Source organism: Dyella sp. AD56, from assembly GCF_002878475.1.
Lineage (GTDB): Bacteria > Pseudomonadota > Gammaproteobacteria > Xanthomonadales > Rhodanobacteraceae > Dyella.
In genome coordinates, this window is sequence record NZ_NRDP01000041.1 from 1 (window position 1) to 19194 (window position 19194).

General features: G+C 63.3%; 12 protein-coding genes. 4 read left to right on the forward strand and 8 right to left on the reverse strand.

Features of this window, described 5'->3' with window-relative positions:
* Nucleotides 1–530 precede the first annotated feature (530 nt).
* A complete protein-coding gene (locus DyAD56_RS22970; protein WP_102305163.1) occupies nt 531–1409 on the forward strand; it encodes an aldo/keto reductase in 879 nt (292 codons plus the stop codon).
* Nucleotides 1410–1421: 12 nt separating this feature from the next.
* On the opposite strand, the gene DyAD56_RS22975 is transcribed toward DyAD56_RS22970, so the two are convergent.
* The 4 genes from DyAD56_RS22975 to DyAD56_RS22990 form a co-directional block, all read right to left on the reverse strand.
* On the reverse strand, nt 1422–2216 hold the full coding sequence (locus tag DyAD56_RS22975) for a hypothetical protein (RefSeq protein WP_102305164.1): 795 nt from the start codon (nt 2214–2216) through the stop codon (nt 1422–1424).
* A 27-nt stretch (nt 2217–2243) separates the two neighbouring features.
* On the reverse strand, nt 2244–3173 hold the full coding sequence (locus tag DyAD56_RS22980) for a 5'-nucleotidase (RefSeq protein ID WP_102305165.1): 930 nt from the start codon (nt 3171–3173) through the stop codon (nt 2244–2246).
* Between the two features lie 72 nt (nt 3174–3245).
* A complete protein-coding gene (locus DyAD56_RS22985; protein WP_102305166.1) occupies nt 3246–4007 on the reverse strand; it encodes an NAD kinase in 762 nt (253 codons plus the stop codon).
* Between the two features lie 138 nt (nt 4008–4145).
* Nucleotides 4146–9080: an NAD-glutamate dehydrogenase domain-containing protein gene (locus tag DyAD56_RS22990; RefSeq protein ID WP_102305167.1), complete on the reverse strand. Its 4935-nt coding sequence runs from the start codon at nt 9078–9080 to the stop codon at nt 4146–4148.
* 855 nt (nt 9081–9935) lie between these two features.
* Between DyAD56_RS22990 and DyAD56_RS22995 the strand changes: the two genes are divergently transcribed.
* Both DyAD56_RS22995 and DyAD56_RS23000 read left to right on the forward strand, forming a co-directional pair.
* Nucleotides 9936–11156, forward strand: coding sequence for an efflux RND transporter periplasmic adaptor subunit (locus DyAD56_RS22995; protein ID WP_102305168.1), 1221 nt, complete (start codon nt 9936–9938; stop codon nt 11154–11156).
* A gap of 14 nt (nt 11157–11170) precedes the next feature.
* A complete protein-coding gene (locus DyAD56_RS23000; protein ID WP_102305169.1) occupies nt 11171–14449 on the forward strand; it encodes a multidrug efflux RND transporter permease subunit in 3279 nt (1092 codons plus the stop codon).
* A 118-nt stretch (nt 14450–14567) separates the two neighbouring features.
* On the opposite strand, the gene DyAD56_RS23005 is transcribed toward DyAD56_RS23000, so the two are convergent.
* Nucleotides 14568–15512: a sensor domain-containing diguanylate cyclase gene (locus DyAD56_RS23005; RefSeq protein WP_102305170.1), complete on the reverse strand. Its 945-nt coding sequence runs from the start codon at nt 15510–15512 to the stop codon at nt 14568–14570.
* A 112-nt stretch (nt 15513–15624) separates the two neighbouring features.
* A complete protein-coding gene (locus tag DyAD56_RS23010) occupies nt 15625–16458 on the reverse strand; it encodes an SDR family oxidoreductase (protein ID WP_102305171.1) in 834 nt (277 codons plus the stop codon).
* 99 nt (nt 16459–16557) lie between these two features.
* On the opposite strand from DyAD56_RS23010, the gene DyAD56_RS23015 reads away from it, so the two are divergent.
* Nucleotides 16558–17457, forward strand: a complete 900-nt coding sequence (locus DyAD56_RS23015) for a LysR family transcriptional regulator (protein ID WP_102305172.1) — start codon at nt 16558–16560, stop codon at nt 17455–17457.
* A 217-nt stretch (nt 17458–17674) separates the two neighbouring features.
* Here the strand turns inward: DyAD56_RS23015 and DyAD56_RS23020 are convergent, their stop codons facing one another.
* Both DyAD56_RS23020 and DyAD56_RS23025 read right to left on the reverse strand, forming a co-directional pair.
* Nucleotides 17675–18835, reverse strand: coding sequence for an acyl-CoA dehydrogenase family protein (locus DyAD56_RS23020; RefSeq protein WP_102305173.1), 1161 nt, complete (start codon nt 18833–18835; stop codon nt 17675–17677).
* 151 nt (nt 18836–18986) lie between these two features.
* The coding region (locus DyAD56_RS23025) for an IS3 family transposase (RefSeq protein WP_146010606.1) at nt 18987–19194 on the reverse strand (208 nt) is incomplete at its 5' end.

Sequence of the window (19194 nt, forward strand, 5' to 3'; positions counted from 1 at the left end):
GACCTGCCGCGACGCAATGTGCAGCGCCGCTGCACGAGCCGTCGGCTCGGCGCTTTTGACCTTCGGGCCCCCTGTGCGGCGGTGAGGGGTGGACGAAAAGGCCCGCAGGGGGATCGGCAAGGATGCCGATCCCTTTTCGCCAGGGCAGGATGCCCTGGCGAAAAGCCCGGCCGCCCCTCACGAACTGGCCGGCTTCACCGGCCAGCGCCAAGTGGGGGTGCCCTTTCTTTGGGTTACTTTTTCTTTGGGCAAGCAAAGAAAAGTGACTCGGCCTCCGGCAGGAGGGCGAAACGCCCGCTGCGTAGGCGACCAGGATGCCCCAACGCGACAACCAAACACCGAGGCTCTGGATCCCGGCCTGCGCCGGGATGACGACACAGATGAAACGATGAGGCGAGCACCCACCCCTCACCCCAACCCTCTCCCCAAAGGGGAGAGGGAGCAAAAAATCCTCGCCTCATCCCCCGCGCTGGCACACCACCCCCAGCCTTGGCACACTGCCTCGCCTCCGCCAAACCCACCCAATCACCATGCCCACTCCATCCCTCACCCTCTCCCCCATCGTCGCCGGCCTCTGGCGCATCGTCAGCTGGCAACTCAGCGTGCCAGAGCGCGTGCGCTGGATCGAACAAGCGCTGGAACTGGGCATCACCTCGTTCGATCACGCGGACATCTACGGCGACTACCAGGCGGAAGCCCAGTTCGGCGAGGCGCTGAAGGCAGAGCCATCGTTGCGCGGACGCATGCAGCTGATCACCAAGTGCGGCATCCGGCTGCGCTCCGCGCAACACCCCTATCGCATCAACTACTACGACACCTCCTCCGCTTATGTGCGGGCCCAGGTGGAGCAGTCGCTGCGCAACCTGCACACCGAGCAGTTGGATCTGGTACTGATCCATCGCCCCGACTACCTGATGGATGCCGCCGGGCTGGCCGACACCTTCGCCACGCTCACGCGCGAAGGCAAGGTTGCGCACTGGGGCGTGTCCAACCACACGACGAGTCAGTTCGCACTGCTGCACCAGCACCATCCGCTGCTGACCAACCAGGTGGAGCTGTCGCCTCTGCAGATGAACGCGCTGGACGATGGCACGCTCGACCAGGCCCAACAACTTGGCCTGCGACCGATGATCTGGTCCCCGCTGGGTGGCGGCCGCCTGTTTACTGGCGAGGACGAGCAGGCTGTACGCGTGCGCGCTGAGATGACTTCGATCGCTGACCACTACGGGATCAGCCTCACCACACTGGCGTTCGCCTGGGTGCTACGCCATCCCTCGCGCCCGCACGTGATCACAGGCACGGGGCGCATCGATGGCCTGCGAGACGCCGTGGCCGCACTCGACGCCCCGCTCGAAGCCGAAGACTGGTACGCCATATGGACGGCCAGCAAGGGCCACTCGGTGCCTTGAACGGTTCGCGTTTTACTGCACGTCGAACACTGAAGACGTGGAGAGCGCATTGGCAACGGCGGCGATGTTGGCGGGCGTTATCTCGACGTGACCGTCGTTGCCAATCTGCATATTGCTGCCTGCCGGCGCCTGCATCGCCTTGATCAACGCGCCGCGGTATTGCAGGTTCATCATCAGCGAGGCCGACTGGCGAGCAGTCAGTGGCTTGCCACCGTTCTCATGCTGGGCGGCATCCACCGTGTCGTTCCAGCCCTGAATGGTCGCTGCGGCGTCGTTGTTGATTTGCAGCGACACGGACTGTTTTACGAAGGACGTAGCGTCATGATTGCCGGAAGATGCCTGCGTCTTGTAGGACGCCTGGAGCGAGGCCTCTTGGGCCGCCAGCTCCTTTGCCGTCTTCGCCCCGTAGGCCATGTGCCCCAGGGCGAACACCAGATTGTCCGGAAGGATGTCGTCAGGCTGCACGACGTCGAACAAGCGCTGCTTGCCGTGCTTCCCGATGAAATCGCCGCTGAAGGCCCAGGTACTTTCATGGATCCATGCGGAAAATGGCCCTCGCCGAGGCACCTGATCCGGCGTAACGCCGATGGCAAAACGGGTCAGCAAGCCTGATGCGATCAACGCATTAAGCTGTGCTTCCAGCGCAGGCGAAGAGGCAATGGCCTCGTGCATCCGTGCCGCCTGATCAGGGGGAGCCTCATGGGTAGACTGCTTCAGCATGTGCTCGAGTGCCGTGTTGCTGGCGGCATGGACCGAACCCGCCGCCAAGCAGGCGATCATCGTCAGAGTGGCAATGCGTGCTTTCATGATTCCCTCCGTGGATACCCAGGTAGATCAGCGATTCGATACACCATGCGGCACATGCCCCGTCGCCACATGCTTGCGCGCCGACTCCACGTTGGCCGGCGAATCATCGAAGAAGATGTCTGCGCCGAAAGCATCGAGAAACGGCCCCTTGTCGCGACCGCCAAGGAACAATGCCTCGTCGATGCGCACACCCCAGCGGCGCAACGTGAGGATTACGCGCTTGTGAGCCGGCGCTGAGCGCGCGGTGACCAGCGCGGTGCGGATGGGTGAATCCTCCGCAGGAAACGCCGCCTGCAGACGATGCACGGCGGTGAGAAATCCACGGAACGGCCCCACCGAAAGTGGCTCGTCGACCAGTTCGCGCTCACTGCGATGGAAGGCTTCCAGCCCTTCCTCACGCGAAACGCGTTCGCCCTCGTCACCGAAGATCACGGCATCGCCGTCGAAAGCGATGCGCAATTGCTCGGTGGCACGCGGTGGCGCGACGGAAGGGAGAATGGTGGCTGCCGCCACACCCGCTGCAAGCGCGCGACCCACGTCTTCAGCGTTGGCGGAAAGAAACAGGTCGGCCTTGAATGGCGCGATGTAATCGGAGGTCGGTGCCCCGCTGGTGAATGCAGCGCGGCTGATCTCCAGCCCGTAGTGCTGGATCGCATTGAAGATGCGCAGGCCCGTGTCCCCGGAGTTACGCGACAGCAGGATCACCTCGACCGGTGGCACGTCGCCCGCCAGCTTGTTGAGATCCAGCAGCTTCTGCACCAGCGGGAAAGCCACCCCTGGCTTCAGTATCTCGTTCTCATGCTCGATCTGGAACGCGCGGTAAGCGTCCAACCCCTGATGCTCGAACAACTCGTGGCTATCACCGAGGTCAAACAGGGCGCGCGAGGAAATCGCTACCACAAGCCGGTTGTCACCAGCTGAGGAAGAGTCGTGGGCGGAAGGTGTCGGGCGGGTCATGGAGAGCAATCTAGCAAAAGATAGGTTGCGGGAATGTCGCACGCCTCCCCGCACCGTCATTCCCCAGAGTATTCAATCCTGTGCGAACTGCTCGTCCAGAATGCGCTGCTCCAGGTTGTGCTCCGGATCGAACAGTAGTCGCACGCCCTGCCCTGGCGATTGGCGAATCGCCACCTCGCGGATGTCGCGCACCTCGTGATAGTCGGCGGTGGCGCTAACCGGGCGCTTGCCGGGGTCGAGCACGCGCAGCGTCACCAGCGTGCGATGCGGCAGGATGGCGCCGCGCCAACGGCGTGGGCGGAATGGGCTGATCGGGGTGAGCGCCAACACGTTGGCGTCCAACGGCAGGATCGGGCCGTGTGCCGAAAGGTTGTACGCGGTGGAGCCCGCCGGCGTGGATACCAGGATGCCGTCGCAGACCAGGTTCTGCAGCTTCACGGTGTCGTTGAGCTTTACTTCCAGGTGCGCGGCCTGGTTGCTCTGGCGCAGCAGCGAGACTTCATTGAAGGCGAGCGCGTGGTGCACTTCACCATGGGCGTCGATTGTGCGCATTTCCAATGGATACAGCACCGCGGCATGAGCGCGGGAGACACGCTCCTCCATCTCATCCAACCGGTGCTTGTTCATCAGAAAGCCCACACGCCCCAGCTTCATGCCGTAGACCGGCGCAGGCAGGGCGCGATAGGCATGCAGCGTGCGCAACATGAAGCCATCACCACCCAGCGCAATGATGACGTCAGACTCCTCGGGCGACGCGTCGCCATAACGGTCGACGAGTTTGCGCCGAGCCTGCTGGGCAACGTTGGTTTCGCTGGCGACGAAGGCGAAGCGCATATGGCCGGTCAACGTTCGGAAGGAGGCCGCCAGTTGAACGTAGATAGACGAAGGGCGCAAGACCGTCGCCGGTCCGCGCCCTTCGTGATGTTGCTCCGTGTCACCGCAGCCCCGGCGGTGCCGGGGCCGCGAACGGCCTTACTGGTTCACCGGCACCTGCGCCAACTGGGCCAGACGACGGACCGCGACCGAGGCGATCGGATAGTCCGCGTTCTGGGTAAGGATCTCCGCCAGCATGTTGCGGGTGTACTTCAGCGTGGCGTCGTCACGCTGCAGCCATGCCTTCACCGGCGAGATGTCCTTGGAGGCACCGGTCAACGTCAGTACCTGCAGGGCCAACGCGCGATGCTGGTGGTTGAGCTCATCCAACAGCGAGCCACGTGCCTGCGCGTGCCATGCGCCTTCCACAGGCAGCGCCTCGATCTGGCTGCGCAGCCATTCCAGGTCCAGCGACTCGCCCAGTTCGTAGAACACACCGGCGACCTTGGCGATCGGCTGGCCGCTCTGCTGCGCCACTTCGACGATGTCGAGCATGGCACGCAGTTCGGGCAGGCGCGCCAGACGCAGGGCGAGTTCGCCCGGCATGCCCAGGCCTTCCCACTTCTCCTGGCTGGTGGCGAACTCCTGCTTGCCGGTCTCGGTGAGCACGTTGGGCAGCGCCGCACGCAACTCGGTGACGCCCGCCTGGTAGCGCTCCACGTTGGCGGCGATGTCCAGCGTGCCGCCCGGACGGTTCAGCAACCAACGCGCGGTATGACGCAGCAGCGACCAAATCTGCAGGATGGCGTCGATCTGGGTGGCTTCCGCCACCTTGCCATCCAGCGCTTCGATCTGTGCCCACAGCTCACGCGCATCGAGGATTTCACGTGCGGCGGTGTACGCCTTGGCGATAGCTGCCGGCCCCTGCCCCGTGTCCTCCTGCATGCGCATCATGAAGGTGGCGCCCATGCGGTTGATGGTGGAGTTGGTCACAGCCGTGGCGATGATTTCGCGCTTCAGGCGATGGCGCTGCATATGGTCGGCGTACTTCGCGTGCAGCGGTTCCGGGAAGTAGCGCACCAGTTCCTTGGACAGGTACGGATCTTCCGGCACGTCCGAGTCGAGCAGCTGTTGGAACAGCTTGATCTTGTCGTACGACAGCAGCACGGAGAGTTCCGGACGCGTCATGCCGATACCGCGCGTCTTGCGCTCGGTCAGCTCCGCTTCGGTCGGCAGGTTTTCCACCTGACGGTCGAGCAGGCCTTCCTGCTCCAGCATGCGGATGAAGTGCGCCATCGAACCAATGCGGTGCGCCGACTGGTGCTCCATCAAGGTGATGGCTTGGTTCTGGCGGTAGTTATCCCACAGCACCAGCTGGCCCACTTCGTCGGTCATGCTGGCCAACAACGTGTTGCGCTGGTCGAGCGTGAGCTCGTTGCGCTGCACGGCGTCGCCAAGCAGGATCTTGATGTTCACCTCGTGATCGGAGGTGTCCACACCGGCCGAGTTATCGATGAAGTCGGTGTTGAGCAGCACGCCATGTTGTGCAGCTTCGATACGGCCCTTCTGGGTGAAGCCCAGGTTGCCGCCCTCGCCGATGACCTTGCAACGCAGCTCGGCACCGTTCACGCGCAGTGCGTTGTTGGCGCGGTCGCCCGCGTCGGCATGGGTTTCGGCACTGGACTTCACGTAGGTACCGATGCCGCCGTTCCACAACAGGTCCACCGGCGCCTTCAGGATGGCGCTGAGCAGTTCGTTCGGCGCCAGCTGGGTGACGTCCGGCTTGATGCCTAGCACGGCACGCACTTCCGGCGAGATCGGGATGGACTTCAGCGTGCGCGGATACACGCCGCCGCCCGTGGAGATCAGCGACTTGTTGTAGTCGTCCCAGCTCGAACGCGGCAGTTTGAACATGCGCTCGCGTTCCACGAACGAACGCTCGATGTCCGGCGTCGGGTCAAGGAAGATGTGGCGATGGTCGAACGCCGCGACCAGCTTGATGTGACGCGACAACAGCATGCCGTTGCCGAACACGTCGCCGGACATGTCGCCGATGCCCGCACAGGTGAAGTCCTGCGTCTGGCTGTCGCGACCCAGCGCGCGGAAGTGGCGCTTGACCGACTCCCATGCACCCTTGGCGGTGATGCCCATGCCCTTGTGGTCGTAGCCGTTCGAGCCGCCCGACGCGAACGCGTCGCCCAGCCAGAAGCCGTGCTCGACCGAGATGGCGTTGGCGATGTCGGAGAACGTGGCCGTGCCCTTGTCGGCAGCGACAACCAGGTACGGATCGTCCTTGTCATGACGCACGACATCGTGCGGCGGCACTACCTTGCCCTCGACCAGGTTGTCGGTGATGTCCAGCAAGCCGCTGATGAACATGCGGTAGCAGGCAATGCCCTCGGCCAACTGCGCGTCGCGGTCGCCGTTCACAGGCGGACGCTTGACGTAGAAGCCGCCCTTCGAACCCACCGGCACGATCACGGTGTTCTTCACCATCTGCGCCTTCACCAGGCCCAGCACTTCGGTGCGGAAGTCTTCGCGACGGTCGGACCAACGCAAGCCGCCACGCGCCACCGGGCCGAAGCGCAGGTGGATGCCTTCCACGCGCGGGGCGCACACGAAGATTTCGCGGTACGGCACCGGCTTCGGCAGCTCCGGCACACCGTGCGAGTCGAACTTGAAGCTGATGTAGCTGCGGTACTGGTCGTTCCACTGCTGGAAGAAGCTGGTGCGCAGCGTGCCGCGAATCAGCGCGATGAAGCTGCGCAAAATGCGGTCATCGTCCAGACTGGAGACGGTTTCCAGCAGCGTACCGATAGCCTCTTCGATAACCGTGATCTGCTCGGCGCGCGGCTTGGACAGTGCACCCACCAAACCGTCGACGAGAGCCGGATGCGCGTGGCGCAGCGACTCGGGGATCAGCACCTGCATTTCGCCGCGCAGCAAGTCGCCGGCGCGCTTGAGCTCGTCGGCCGCCAGCGTTTCACGGCGCGGGTCGAACTTGGCGAGGAACATCTCCACCAGCAGACCGGCGATGGCCGGATAGCGGTTGAAGGCGTCTTCCATGTAAGCCTGCGAGAAGGCCACGCCCGTCTGCAGCAGGTACTTGCAGTAGCCGCGCAGCATGGCCACCTGACGCCAGCTCAGCTTGGCGCCGAGCACCAGACGGTTGAAGCCGTCGTTCTCCGCGTTACCACGCCAGATCTGCTCGAAGGCATCTTCGAACAGCGAACCAACCTGCTCCACGCCAAAGGCGAGGCTGCCGGCGGTCTGCACTTCGAAGTCCTGGATGTAAAGCTGGGTGCCGCCGACATTGATGTCGTACAGGTGCTCGGTGAGCACGCGCAGGCCCAGGTTCTCCAACTGCGGCAGCACTTCGGACAGAGCGATGTCGCCACCACTGCGGTAGATCTTGAAGCGCAGCTCTTCCGGACGAGAGGCCGGGTGGTAGAACGACATGCGCACTGCGTCGTCGCCCTTGAGCAGCGACAACTGGTGCACGTCCTGTGCGGCAACGGCCGGGGACACGTCTTCCATGTAGCCAGCTGGCATCGACTTGGCATAGCGGTTGGCCAACACCACGCCGTCATGGTCGCCCAGCGCGTGCACCAGCTCGTCGCGTACGTCGTCGTACCAGTTGCGCACGATGGCGGCCACGCCCTTCTCCAGCTCGGCCGAGTCGTACTGCACCTGGTCGCCGATCTTCGGGCGTACCACCACATGCAGGCGCACCAGCGCGGCCTCACCCATCAACACGGACGAATCGAGGCTTTCGCCGCGCATGGTGTCCTTCAACATGGCCTCGATGCGCTCGCGCACCGTGGTGTTGAAGCGTTCGCGCGGGACATACACCAGGCAGGTCACGAAGCGGCCGTAGCGGTCGCGGCGCACGAAGATGCGCGTGCGTGCGCGCTGGCGCAGTTCCAGCGTGCCCATGGCGGTGTTGAAGAGTTCTTCGTCACTGCTCTGGAACAGCTCGTCGCGCGGCAGCGTTTCCAGGATGTGGCGCAGCGCCTTGCCCGAATGCGAGTCGCGCTTGAGGCCGGAGCGCTCCATCACGTACTCGAACTTCTGGCGCACCAGCGGCACGTCCTGCGGACGGGCCATATAGGCGTTGGAAGAGAACAGGCCCAGGAAGCGCTGCTCAGCCACCGGCTTGCCGTTGGCGTCGAACTTGAGCACGCCCACGTAATCCATGTAGCCCGGACGATGCGCATGCGAGCGCGCATTGGTCTTGGTGAGGATGATGGCGTCGGTAGCCCCAGACTGCGGCAGGTCGCTGGCCACCAGCGAACGCAGCGAGCGCGGCGCCAGCGAGCGTTCGCTCTTGTGCAGGATGCCCGCGCCCGAGGTTTCGTTGGCGCGCAGCACTTCTTCGCCGTCGGCTTCGGTCACTTCGTATTCGCGGTAACCGAGAAAGGTGAAGTTGTCGTCGGCGAGCCAGCGCAGGAATTCAGAGGCCTCCGTGATCGAGGCGGCGTCGATCGGCAACTGACGTGACGACAGGTCGGTGGCGATGGTCAGCGCCTGATCGCGCATCTTCTTCCAGTCGGCCACGGCGATGCGCACGTCTTCCAGCGCGCCTTCGAGGCGGGCCTTGAGCTTGGCGAGCTCTTCGTCGTTCGCTACGCGATCGACTTCAAAATGCATCACCGATTCGGACTGGCCGTCGGCGACACCGATCTTCAGCAGCTTGCCGGAGGCGTCACGCGACACCTCCACCACCGGATGGATCACGGCGTGGATTTGCAGATTTTCGCCTGCAACCATGGTGACGGTGTCCACCAGGAAGGGCATGTCGTCGGTGACGACCTCGATGTAGCTGCGGCCCGCATGGCCGGTTTCCGGGTTGACCACCCGCACCGTGGCGTGGCCTGGCTTGCGCTGCTGCATGAAATTGAGCAGGTCCGCAATCAGCCCGGCCCACTCACGAGCCGTATGCAACTCGAGGTCGCTGTCGGCGATACGCGAGAAGAAAGCGCTGATAAAAAATTGCGCCTCATCAAGGCGCCCGGTAGGAAATCCGCTTTGCTTCAGTTCTTCGAAAACAACAGTGGGGAATGAGCTGTTGCTAGCCGCACGAATCGCGTTCATGGCATCTACTGTTTTGGGGAGACGGAATGAGCCTAAAAAAGCCTCAAAAGGATACGCCTCGCAACATGCCTAATCCACCTTTGTGAAAGGCGAACTTCAGCTAGTAGCAGGGGATGACGCCTGTGCAGCAAATGCGTTGCGAGGGTGTTTGCGCGAGGACGACATGACCATTCGGTGTCAGGAAAAACACTTTGCAGCATTCGAAAGACTTGCCGCGCTCACGTGTTGCCAACGAATGGTCCGGGCCGGCCAGCGGTGCTGGCCATGCAATACCTATGCGTATGTCATTGCGCGGACTCATCAAAACGTTGCAGCGCAGCAGATGAAAATCTGTCCTGCGCGCACCGCTGCCGGGCCAACCAAAATAGGAGCGCCCGCACGCCTCACTCAGTTTCGGTGTGTTGTTAGCAAGTGGCCGCGACACGCAACCGGACCATCGGCACAGGCCCCTCGACGGGCGGACTGGCACCATGCCCCCGCAGTCCGGCGGGTGCCATGGACACCGACACCCTTCCTTCACGGAATTCAGCCAACATTAGTACCCGGCGATCCTCCAAGGGGTACAGCAAACTGATCTCAGCGCGGCCCGAGAAGCGCGTCCGGATGGCCGGAGAAGCCCGCCTGGCGTAGTGAGGGTGGCTCTACAAATTGTAAACTGTACGGTATAGTCCAAGCTCGCCTGCCTGAACGAGCCACGGCTTCCGGGCCCCGCCCGTCCTGCGTTTCCCGTTCCACGGGACCCTGGACTCGCGGGGCCGCTGTGTGTTCGTCGCAAGCCATTGATTTGTCGTCGCCTGGATAGGTGTCGACGCGCTGCATCCCCTGACCACATTAAAGATAAAGAATGGAGCCCACATGAAGTCCACGTCATTGCGCACACCCCTGCTGTGCCTTGGCCTGCTCTCACTGGCCGCCTGTGGCAAAGGCAAGGAACAAGGCCCGCCCCAGATGCCACCGCCGGAAGTCGGCGTGGTGAAGGCCCAGGTCCAGAGCACGCCGCTGACCAAGGACCTGGTGGGCCGTGTGTCGGCCTATCGCAGCGCCGATGTGCGCGCCCGCGTCTCAGGCGTGCTGCTCAAGCGCGCTTATCAGGAAGGCACGGACGTCAAGCAGGGCCAGATCCTGTTTGAGATCGACCCGGCCGTGTATCAGGCGGCGCTGGCCTCCAGCGTGGCCAACCTGGCGTCGGCGCAGGCCACCTATGTGAACTATCACAAGACCGCCGACCGTCTGCGCCAGTTGCTGCCGCAGCACTATGTCTCGCAGTCCGATGTGGACGCCGCCGAAGCCAACGAGCGCAGCAGCGCAGCCGCGGTGAAGCAGGCTGAAGCGGCTGTGCAGAGCGCCCGCATCAACCTCAGCTATACCCATGTGGAGTCGCCGATCGATGGGCGCGCCGGCCAGCAGCAGGTCACCGAGGGTGCCATCGTCGGCGCCAGCAACGCCGACACCGGTTCCAGCTCGACCCTGCTGACCACGGTTGACCAGCTCGATCCGCTCTACGTGAACTTCACGGTGAGCTCCGCCGATCTGGATCGCCTGCGCGCGGCCCAGACCGCCGGCAACGTCTCGCTGTCGGACCAGGCCAAGACCACGGTGAAGGTCACCCTGCCCGATGGCAGCACCTATGACCAGGCCGGCACGCTCGATTTCTCGGGTGCCACGGTCGACCCCACCACCGGTGCCGTGAACCTGCGCGCCCTGTTGGCCAACCCGCAGCGCCGTCTGCTGCCAGGCACCTACGTGACCATCACGGCCAACCTCGGCGAACAGCACAACGTGTTCCTCGTCCCGCAACCCAGCGTGCTGCGCGACGTAGTGGGCGCCTATGCCTTGGTTGTCGAGTCGAACGGCAACGTGCAGCGCAAGAACGTCAGTGCGGAGAACTTGAGCAACGGCAACTGGATCGTCACCAACGGCCTTAGCGCCGGCGACCAGGTGATCGTGTCCGGCCTGCAGGCGGTTCAGCCTGGCAAGCCGGCCAAGGCCACGCCGTACCAGCCCGACCAGAAGAAGGGTGCGCAGGGCCAACCGGCGGCGGCAGGCCAGTCTGGCTCGGCTGCCGGTAAGCAGTAAGGGAGCCTACTGACATGCCGAGTTTCTTTATTGACCGTCCCATCTTCGCGTGGGTGGTGGCCATCCTGATCACACTGGTTGGCACCATCTCCGTATTGAACATGGGTATCGAGTCGTACCCGAACATCGCGCCGCCGCAGGTGGTGGTGTCGGCAACCTACCCGGGTGCCAACGCCGATACGATGGAGAAGAACGTCACCCAGGTGATCGAGCAGCAGCTCACGGGCATCGATCACCTGCTGTACTTCAGCTCCTCGTCCAACTCCAACGGCACGTCGACGATCACGCTGAGCTTCGAAACGGGCACCGACCCGGACATCGCCCAGGTGCAGGTGCAGAACAAGGTGCAGCTGGCTCAGCCGCGCCTGCCTACCGCCGTGACCCAGCAGGGCGTGGTGGTGGCCAAGAGCAATCCTGACTTCCTGATGTTCGTGTCCCTGGTGTCCAGCAATCCGGACATCGATGGCAACCGCCTGGCCGACATCATCGCGTCCCAGGTGGCCGACCAGGTCGGTCGTATCCCCGGCGTGGGCGCCACCCGCCTGATCGGTGCCGAGTACGGTGTGCGCATCTGGTTGAACCCGGACAAGCTGCAGGGTTACGGCTTGGCGGCCAGCCAGGTGTACTCCGCCGTGGCCGCGCAGAACGTACAGTTCGCTGCCGGTTCGCTGGGCGCCGACCCGTCTCCGAAGGACCAGGGCTTCACCGCCACCGTGTCCGCCGAGGGTCGTTTCTCGTCGCCTGAAGAGTTCGGCAACATCATCCTGCGCGCCAACAGCGACGGCACGGTGGTCAAGCTGAGCGACGTGGCCCGCATCGACTTCGGTCCGCAGAGCTACGGCCTGGCTGCTACATGGAACGGCCAGCAAGTGGGTGGCCTTGGCGTGCAGCTGCTGCCGGGCGCCAACGCGCTGGACGTGGCCGACGCAGTGAAGGCCAAGATGGTCGAGCTGTCCAGGGACTTCCCGGAAGGCGTCACCTGGTTTGCCCCGTACGACACCACGCCGTTCGTGAAGATCTCGATCGAGGAAGTGATACACACGCTGGTGGAGGCCATCATCCTGGTCTTCCTGGTGATGCTGATCTTCCTGCAGAACTTCCGTGCCACGGTGATCCCCACCCTGGTGATTCCGGTGGCGTTGCTGGGTACCTTCATCGGCCTGGTGGCCCTGGGCTTCACCGTCAACCAGCTAACGCTGTTCGGCATGGTGCTGGCCATCGGCATCGTGGTGGACGACGCGATCGTGGTGATCGAGAACGTCGAACGCATCATGACCGAGGAGCAGTTGTCGCCCAAGGAAGCGACGCGCAAGGCGATGGGCCAGATCACCGGCGCCGTGGTCGCCATTACTGTGGTGCTTGCAGCGGTGTTCGTGCCTTCGGCCCTGCAGCCTGGCGCCTCGGGCGTGATCTACAAGCAGTTCGCGCTGACCATTGCCGTGTCGATGGGCTTCTCGGCCTTCCTGGCGCTGTCGTTCACGCCGGCGCTGTGCGCCACCCTGCTCAAGCCGGTTCACGATCACAAGAAGAACATCGTCTACCGCAAGTTCAACGATCTCTTCGATCGGGTGACGCATACCTACAGCGGCCACATCGGCAGCGCGGCGCGTCATGCACCGCGTTGGATGATGGTGTTCGTCGTGGTCGCAGCACTGGCTGGCTTCCTGTACACCAAGCTGCCTACCAGCTTCGTGCCCAATGAAGACCAGGGCTTCGCCCTCGCCATCGTCAACCTGCCGCCGGGTGCCACCCTGCACCGCACGGAAGAAGTGATGGCCGAGATGCGCGAACGCGTGAAGCAGAGCCCGCTGCAAGACGACATTGTCGGCATGTACCAGATCAGCGGCTTCAGCTTCATCGGCCAGAGCGAAAGCACCGGCATGGCCTTTATCAAGCTCAAGGACTGGAAAGAGCGTGATATCACGGCCGACGACTGGATCCTGAAGGCGAACGGTGTGATGCACGGCATCCGCGACGCGCAGATCTTTGTGGTCAACCTGCCTACCATCCGCGGCCTCAGCCAGTTCGGCGGTATCGACATGTTCCTGCAGGCTCGCGCCGGCCAGACGCATGGCGAGCTGATGCAGGCCATGGGCACCGTGGTGGGCAAGGCCAAGGACAACCACGCGCTGTTCGGCGTGCGCCCCAACTCGCTACCCGATGCTCCCCAGTGGGACATGAAGGTGGACCGCGTGCAGGCGCAGGCCATGGGCCTGTCGGTGAGCGATGTGTACACCGCCATCCAGATGATGCTGGCGCCGGTGTACGTGAACGACTTCGTCTACGGTGGCCGCGTGAAGCGCGTGTACCTGCAGGCGGACCAGGCTTACCGCATGAGTCCGGAAGCACTGCAGCACATCTATACGCCGAGCAGCCTGTCGAGTGGTTCGAGCAGTTCGTCCACGTACGCGGCTACGGTCAATCCGTACAACATGATCCCGATCTCCAGCGTGGTGAAAACCAACTGGGATATGGGTTCGCCGGCATTGACCCGCTACAACGGCTACGCCGCCGTGGAAATCGTGGGTAACGAAGCGCCGGGCTTCTCGACTGGTCAGGCTATGACCGCCCTGCAGAGCATCGTGGATAACGATCTGCCGAAGGGCTTCGGTGCCGACTGGACGGGTCAGTCGTACCAGGAAATCCTGGCCGGCAACTCGGCGACACTGCTGATGGTGTTGTCGATCGTGATCGTGTTCCTCTGCCTTGCTGCGCTGTACGAGAGCTGGTCGATCCCGGTTGCCGTGTTGCTGGTGGTGCCGCTCGGCCTGCTGGGTACCGTGGTGTTCTCGATGTTGCGCGGCTTGCCGAACGACATGTACTTCAAGATCGGCTTGATCACGGTGATCGGCTTGGCGGCGAAGAACGCGATCCTGATCGTGGAATTCGCGGTCGAGCAGCAACAGTCTGGCCAGTCGTTGTTCCAGGCGGTGGTTACGGCCTCCCGTCTGCGACTGCGCCCGATCTTGATGACTTCGTTTGCCTTCATGCTCGGCGTGTTCCCGCTGGCCATCTCCACCGGTGCTGGCGCCAACTCCCGCCACTCCATCGGTACGGGCGTGATCGGCGGCATGTTCTTCGCCACGTTCCTGGGCTTGCTGCTGATCCCGGTGTTCTACGTGACGGTGCGTCGACTGCTTGGCGACAAGCTGGACGAGACATCGCACACGATCCGCCAGGCTCACGGCGGTGCGGTGACTGACGGGCACGACGGCACCGCGCCGCAAGGCGGCGGTGGCACCACTCAAGGCCCGATGCAGCCGTTCGATTCGGATCCGCGCCGCGGCGCGTGATCCGGGTCCACCGGACGTTCAACAAAAAGCCCCGGTCGCAAGACCGGGGCTTTTTCTTTGGCAGTCGGAGCTAGCGCTTGACGGAGCCAGTATCAATGCAGTGCGCAGAGCGCGCGGCTTACTGTTCGCCGCTGACGGTGGTATTCCGACCGCGCACCTTCGCCGAATACAGCCTACGGTCGACCAACTCAAGGAAAGCCTGCCGCTCGTCCCCATGCATCGGCACCACCGTGCCGGCGCCGATACTCAGGGTCAGCGCCATGCCGGCCATGGAGCGCTCGTGGGGTATCCATTCGGTGCGAATCAATTCATGGCAACGCTCGGCTACTTGCATAGCCGTGGATGCGTCGGTGTCCGGCAGCACGAGCACGAACTCTTCGCCGCCGAACCGGGCCAGGAAATCGCGTGGGCCGCGCACTGCCTTCTCCAGCGTCTTGGCGACCACCTTGAGGCAATAGTCGCCTTGCACGTGCCCGTAGTGGTCGTTGTACTGCTTGAAATAATCGATATCGAGCATGAGCAGCGACAACGGTCGCGAACCGTGGCGCGCGCTGGTCCACTCTTCGTCAAATACCGTGTCGAAACGGCGGCGATTGGCGATGCCGGTAAGGCCATCCTTGAAGGACAAGGTCTCCAGTTCCCGCTGCAGCTCGATCAGGCGCTGTTCGGTGCGCTTGCGCTCGCTGATGTCGAACATGAACCCGACTAGGGCATCCACGCTGCCGTCGTCTTTGCGCACGACATGCACCACGTCGCGGATCCATACGTAGCTGCCATCCCTGCACAGCGCGCGGTAGTCGGCCTCATGATCCACGCCGGCCTTGGACTGGGCTACGCAGAAATTCACGGCCCAGTCGCGATCGTCCGAATGGATGCGATCCGCCCAGTCCTGCACACTCACCCAGCTGTCGGGCGCCCAGCCAAGCAGTTCCTCGATCTGCGGGCCAATGTAGGAGAACGACATGGTGTCCCACTGGATGCGCCAGGGAATGGCTTTGGTGGACTCGAGCAAGGTCTTGTAGACCATGCTTTCTTCTTCCAGCTTCTCAACGACATCTGACATGGGCGGCTCGCAGCACGTGGATGGTGATTCCATGTTGGAAGCAACCATCGTGCCGCGCCCCACGATGGCGGCCGAAAGCGCGAGGAAGGCCGATTCCCCGCGCTTTCAGACCTCAGGCGGCATCACCGAAGTGTCCGCGCATGAACTCGATATAGCCCTGTTCGGTCAGTTCCCGACGCGCCCGGACGAAACCGCGCTCATCGCCGCCGACCAGATAGCGAAGGCGGTCGGTGTCGTCCGTGACGGCCTGCTGGATCACCTGGGCCACCTCGTCCGACGTCATCATGCGGCCCGCGCGCATGCTGTCGAATGCCGCGTTGGTCTGCGCCACGAACGCGTCATAGTCGGCCATGCGCCCCTGCTCACCGTGCTCCGCGCCGGATCGCTCACCGAAGCGCGTGCTGCTAACGCCGCCATGCGGGATCACCAGCTTCACCGCAATGCCTTGCGATGCCAGCTCGTACGACAGCGACTCGGAGAAACCTTCCAGCGCGAACTTGCTGGCGCAGTACAGCGAGATCAGTGGCAGCGTGAACATGCCCGCGCCCGAACTCACGTTGACGATCACGCCCGCATGGCGGCGGCGAAAATGCGGCAGGATCGCCCGCGTCACCGCCATCACGCCGAACACGTTCACCTCGAACTGCTCGCGCACCTTCGCATCGGGCGTAGCCTCAAACAGCCCGTACTGGCCGAAACCGGCGTTGTTCACCAGCGCATCAATGTGCCCGAACCGGGCCATGCCAGCGTCAATGGCGGCATGAATGCTGGCCTCATCCTGCACGTCCAGCCGCGTCACCAACACGTTGGGCAACGCGGCCAAGTCACTCGCAGCCGAAGGGTTGCGCAGTGTCGCCACCACGTTCCAGCCCGCATCGGCGAAACGCCGGACGGCGGCATGGCCGATGCCTGAAGAGGTGCCGGTGATGAGTATCGTCTTGCTCATGGGTTTTGCTCCCTATCAGTGGATACAGGAAACGTAGCGGCCACCCATTGATGTAACAATCAGCCCAATCCAGCATGGGCTGTTGCAGGAATCAGCACAATGAAACGCACCGGACTGGACGAACTCAAGGCTGTCGTTGCCGTTGCCACCCACCTGAGCTTTCGTGCCGCGGCCACCGAGCTTGGCATGTCGCCATCGGCGCTTAGCCACGCTATCGGCGCTCTGGAGCAACGTATGGGCGTGCGGTTGTTCCATCGCACGACCCGTAGCGTGGCCTTGTCGGAAGCCGGCGAGCAGTTCCTGGCGCGTGTGCGCCCCGCACTACGCGACATCGCCGATGCGATGGACGTGGTCAACCAGTTCCGCGACACCCCGACCGGCACGCTGCGCATCAATGTGTCGCTGGGTGCTGCACGGATGGTGCTGACGCCCATCGTGCTGCGCTTCCTGGAGCGCTACCCCGACATGCACGTGGATCTGGTATCCAACGACCGCATGATGGATATCGTGGCCGAGGGTTTCGATGCGGGCATCCGCCAGCGCGATGCCGTTCCGCAGGACATGATCGCCGTGCCGTGCACGCCTGACCTGCGCTTTGCCGTTGTCGGCTCGCCCGCTTATTTCCGCGATCGCGAAAAGCCCGCGTCCCCTGCCGACCTGATGTCCCATACCTGCATCCGCGCACGTCTGCCCACAGGGACGCCGTATCGCTGGGAGTTCGAGAAGCACGGGGAAGCCGTCACCGTGGACGTAGCCGGCCCGCTGACGCTCAGCCAATGGGATCTGATGGTGGAGTCCGCGCTGCAAGGCGTAGGCCTGGCCTATGCCAGCGAATGGACCGTGGCCGAGCACATCGCCTCAGGTCGGCTTGTCCGCGTGCTGGACGACTGGACGCCGCCCTATCCCGGCTTGGCGCTGTACTACCCCGGCCACCGCCATGTGCCCGCGGGACTGCGGGCACTGGTCGAGTTGGTGAAAGAGGTTATGCGAGGCGATTGAACGCACTCGCCACTAGCACGGGAAAGCTCTGTCGCCGCACCGATAGCTATCGGTAGCGCCAGAACGAAAAGCCTAGGCGCCATCCTTGGCAAGAGGGGGTACCGAATCCCTGGTTAATCGCAAGTATTTGCGATTACTCTGATGCGCGTCAACTGCCCCATGGCGTCCTTAAACGGGAAAGCCCCCGGCGCTGCCGAGGGCTTTCCTCATCCAGTGCTCAGCGCAGGCCGGTTTCAGCGCGCGCGATCACGATGCGCTGGATCTCGCTGGTGCCTTCGTAGATCTCGGTGATCTTGGCGTCGCGGAAGTAGCGCTCCAGCGGCATTTCCCTGGAGTAACCCATGCCGCCATGGATCTGCACCGCCTGGTGTGCAATCCACATCGCGGCTTCCGACGCGGTCAGCTTGGCCATAGATGCCTCGGTGCCGAAACGGCCGCCGTTCTTTTCCGCCTCACCCTTTGTCCAGGCGGCGCGCAAGGTCAGCAGCATGGCTGCGTCCAGCTTGCACTTCATGTCGGCGATCTTGGCCTGGGTCATCTGGAAGGTACCGATGGGCTGGCCGAACGCCTTGCGGTCGCGCGACCACTGCACCGAGGCCTCGTACGCAGCGCGTGCAATGCCCACGGCCTGCGAGGCAATGCCAATGCGGCCCGCATCGAGCAGGCTCATGCCCATGGCGAAGCCCTTGCCTTCGGCGCCCAGCAGGTTCTCCTTCGGGCACACGTAATCGGTGAACTCGATTTCGCAGGTCGCCGAAGCGCGAATGCCCAGCTTCGGTTCGCTCTTGCCCGCGTGGAAACCCGGCAACTGCGTATCGATGATGAAGGCAGACACGCCCTTGGCACCGATGCCCGGCGTGGTGATGGCAAACAGGATGATGTAGCGCGCCACCATGCCCGAGGTGATCCAGCTCTTCTTGCCGTTGATCACCCAGTCGCCATTGGCATTCTTGGTGGCACGGGTGTGCATGGCCGAGGCGTCCGAGCCGGACTGGGGCTCAGTCAGTGCGTAAGCACCGATGGCCTCGCCTTGTGCGATGGCGCGCACGTACTTCTGCTTCTGCTCTTCCGTACCGTGCTTGAGGATGCCGGTGCAGAACAGCGAATTGTTGACCGACATGATGGTCGCCGTGGCTGCGTCGGCTGCGGCGATCTCGATCATCGCCAGCGAGTAGGCAATCGGGTCCATGCCCGCACCGCCATATTCCGTCGGCACCTCGATGCCCATCAGGCCCAACTGGCCCATCTCGCGGATGTTGTCGAGCGGGAACTCCCCCTTCTCATCCAGTTCCGCCGCCACCGGCACGATGCGCTTCTGCGCGAAATCGCGGGCAATGGCCTGAATGGACAACTGGTCGTCGGTAAAGCGGAAATCCATGGAAGGCTCCAAGGGGGAACAGGGAAGCCCTCCATTTTAGCCCGCCAGGCGTTGCGACCTCTGTGCGAGTGCAGCAACGCACCATGGAAGTGCTCCGCCAGAGCACGCCTGAATCGCCCCGGTTTTCGCGGAGGCTATTTGGTTTAAGTGATCATGCGGCCTGCACCAAGTCGGAAGCCAGCTGACGGTAGTAGTTAGCTTCGGCCTCGGCGGGTGGAATATACCCGATGGGTTCGAGTAAGCGTTGGTGGTTGAACCATGACACCCATTCGAGCGTGGCCAGTTCCACCGCTTCTCTGGTTTTCCATGGTGCTCGGCGGTGAATCAGCTCGGCCTTGTAGAGCCCGTTGATGGTCTCG

Bases quoted from the DNA above. Each gene is read 5' to 3' on its own strand.
- DyAD56_RS23015 (WP_102305172.1), top strand. From the start codon at position 16,558: ATGAAACGCACCGGACTGGACGAACTCAAGGCTGTCGTTGCCGTTGCC.
- DyAD56_RS23005 (WP_102305170.1), bottom strand. From the start codon at position 15,512: ATGTCAGATGTCGTTGAGAAGCTGGAAGAAGAAAGCATGGTCTACAAG.
- DyAD56_RS23020 (WP_102305173.1), bottom strand. From the start codon at position 18,835: ATGGATTTCCGCTTTACCGACGACCAGTTGTCCATTCAGGCCATTGCC.
- DyAD56_RS22975 (WP_102305164.1), bottom strand. From the start codon at position 2,216: ATGAAAGCACGCATTGCCACTCTGACGATGATCGCCTGCTTGGCGGCG.
- DyAD56_RS23000 (WP_102305169.1), top strand. From the start codon at position 11,171: ATGCCGAGTTTCTTTATTGACCGTCCCATCTTCGCGTGGGTGGTGGCC.
- DyAD56_RS22995 (WP_102305168.1), top strand. From the start codon at position 9,936: ATGAAGTCCACGTCATTGCGCACACCCCTGCTGTGCCTTGGCCTGCTC.
- DyAD56_RS22985 (WP_102305166.1), bottom strand. From the start codon at position 4,007: ATGCGCTTCGCCTTCGTCGCCAGCGAAACCAACGTTGCCCAGCAGGCT.
- DyAD56_RS23010 (WP_102305171.1), bottom strand. From the start codon at position 16,458: ATGAGCAAGACGATACTCATCACCGGCACCTCTTCAGGCATCGGCCAT.
- DyAD56_RS22970 (WP_102305163.1), top strand. From the start codon at position 531: ATGCCCACTCCATCCCTCACCCTCTCCCCCATCGTCGCCGGCCTCTGG.
- DyAD56_RS22980 (WP_102305165.1), bottom strand. From the start codon at position 3,173: ATGACCCGCCCGACACCTTCCGCCCACGACTCTTCCTCAGCTGGTGAC.
- DyAD56_RS22990 (WP_102305167.1), bottom strand. From the start codon at position 9,080: ATGAACGCGATTCGTGCGGCTAGCAACAGCTCATTCCCCACTGTTGTT.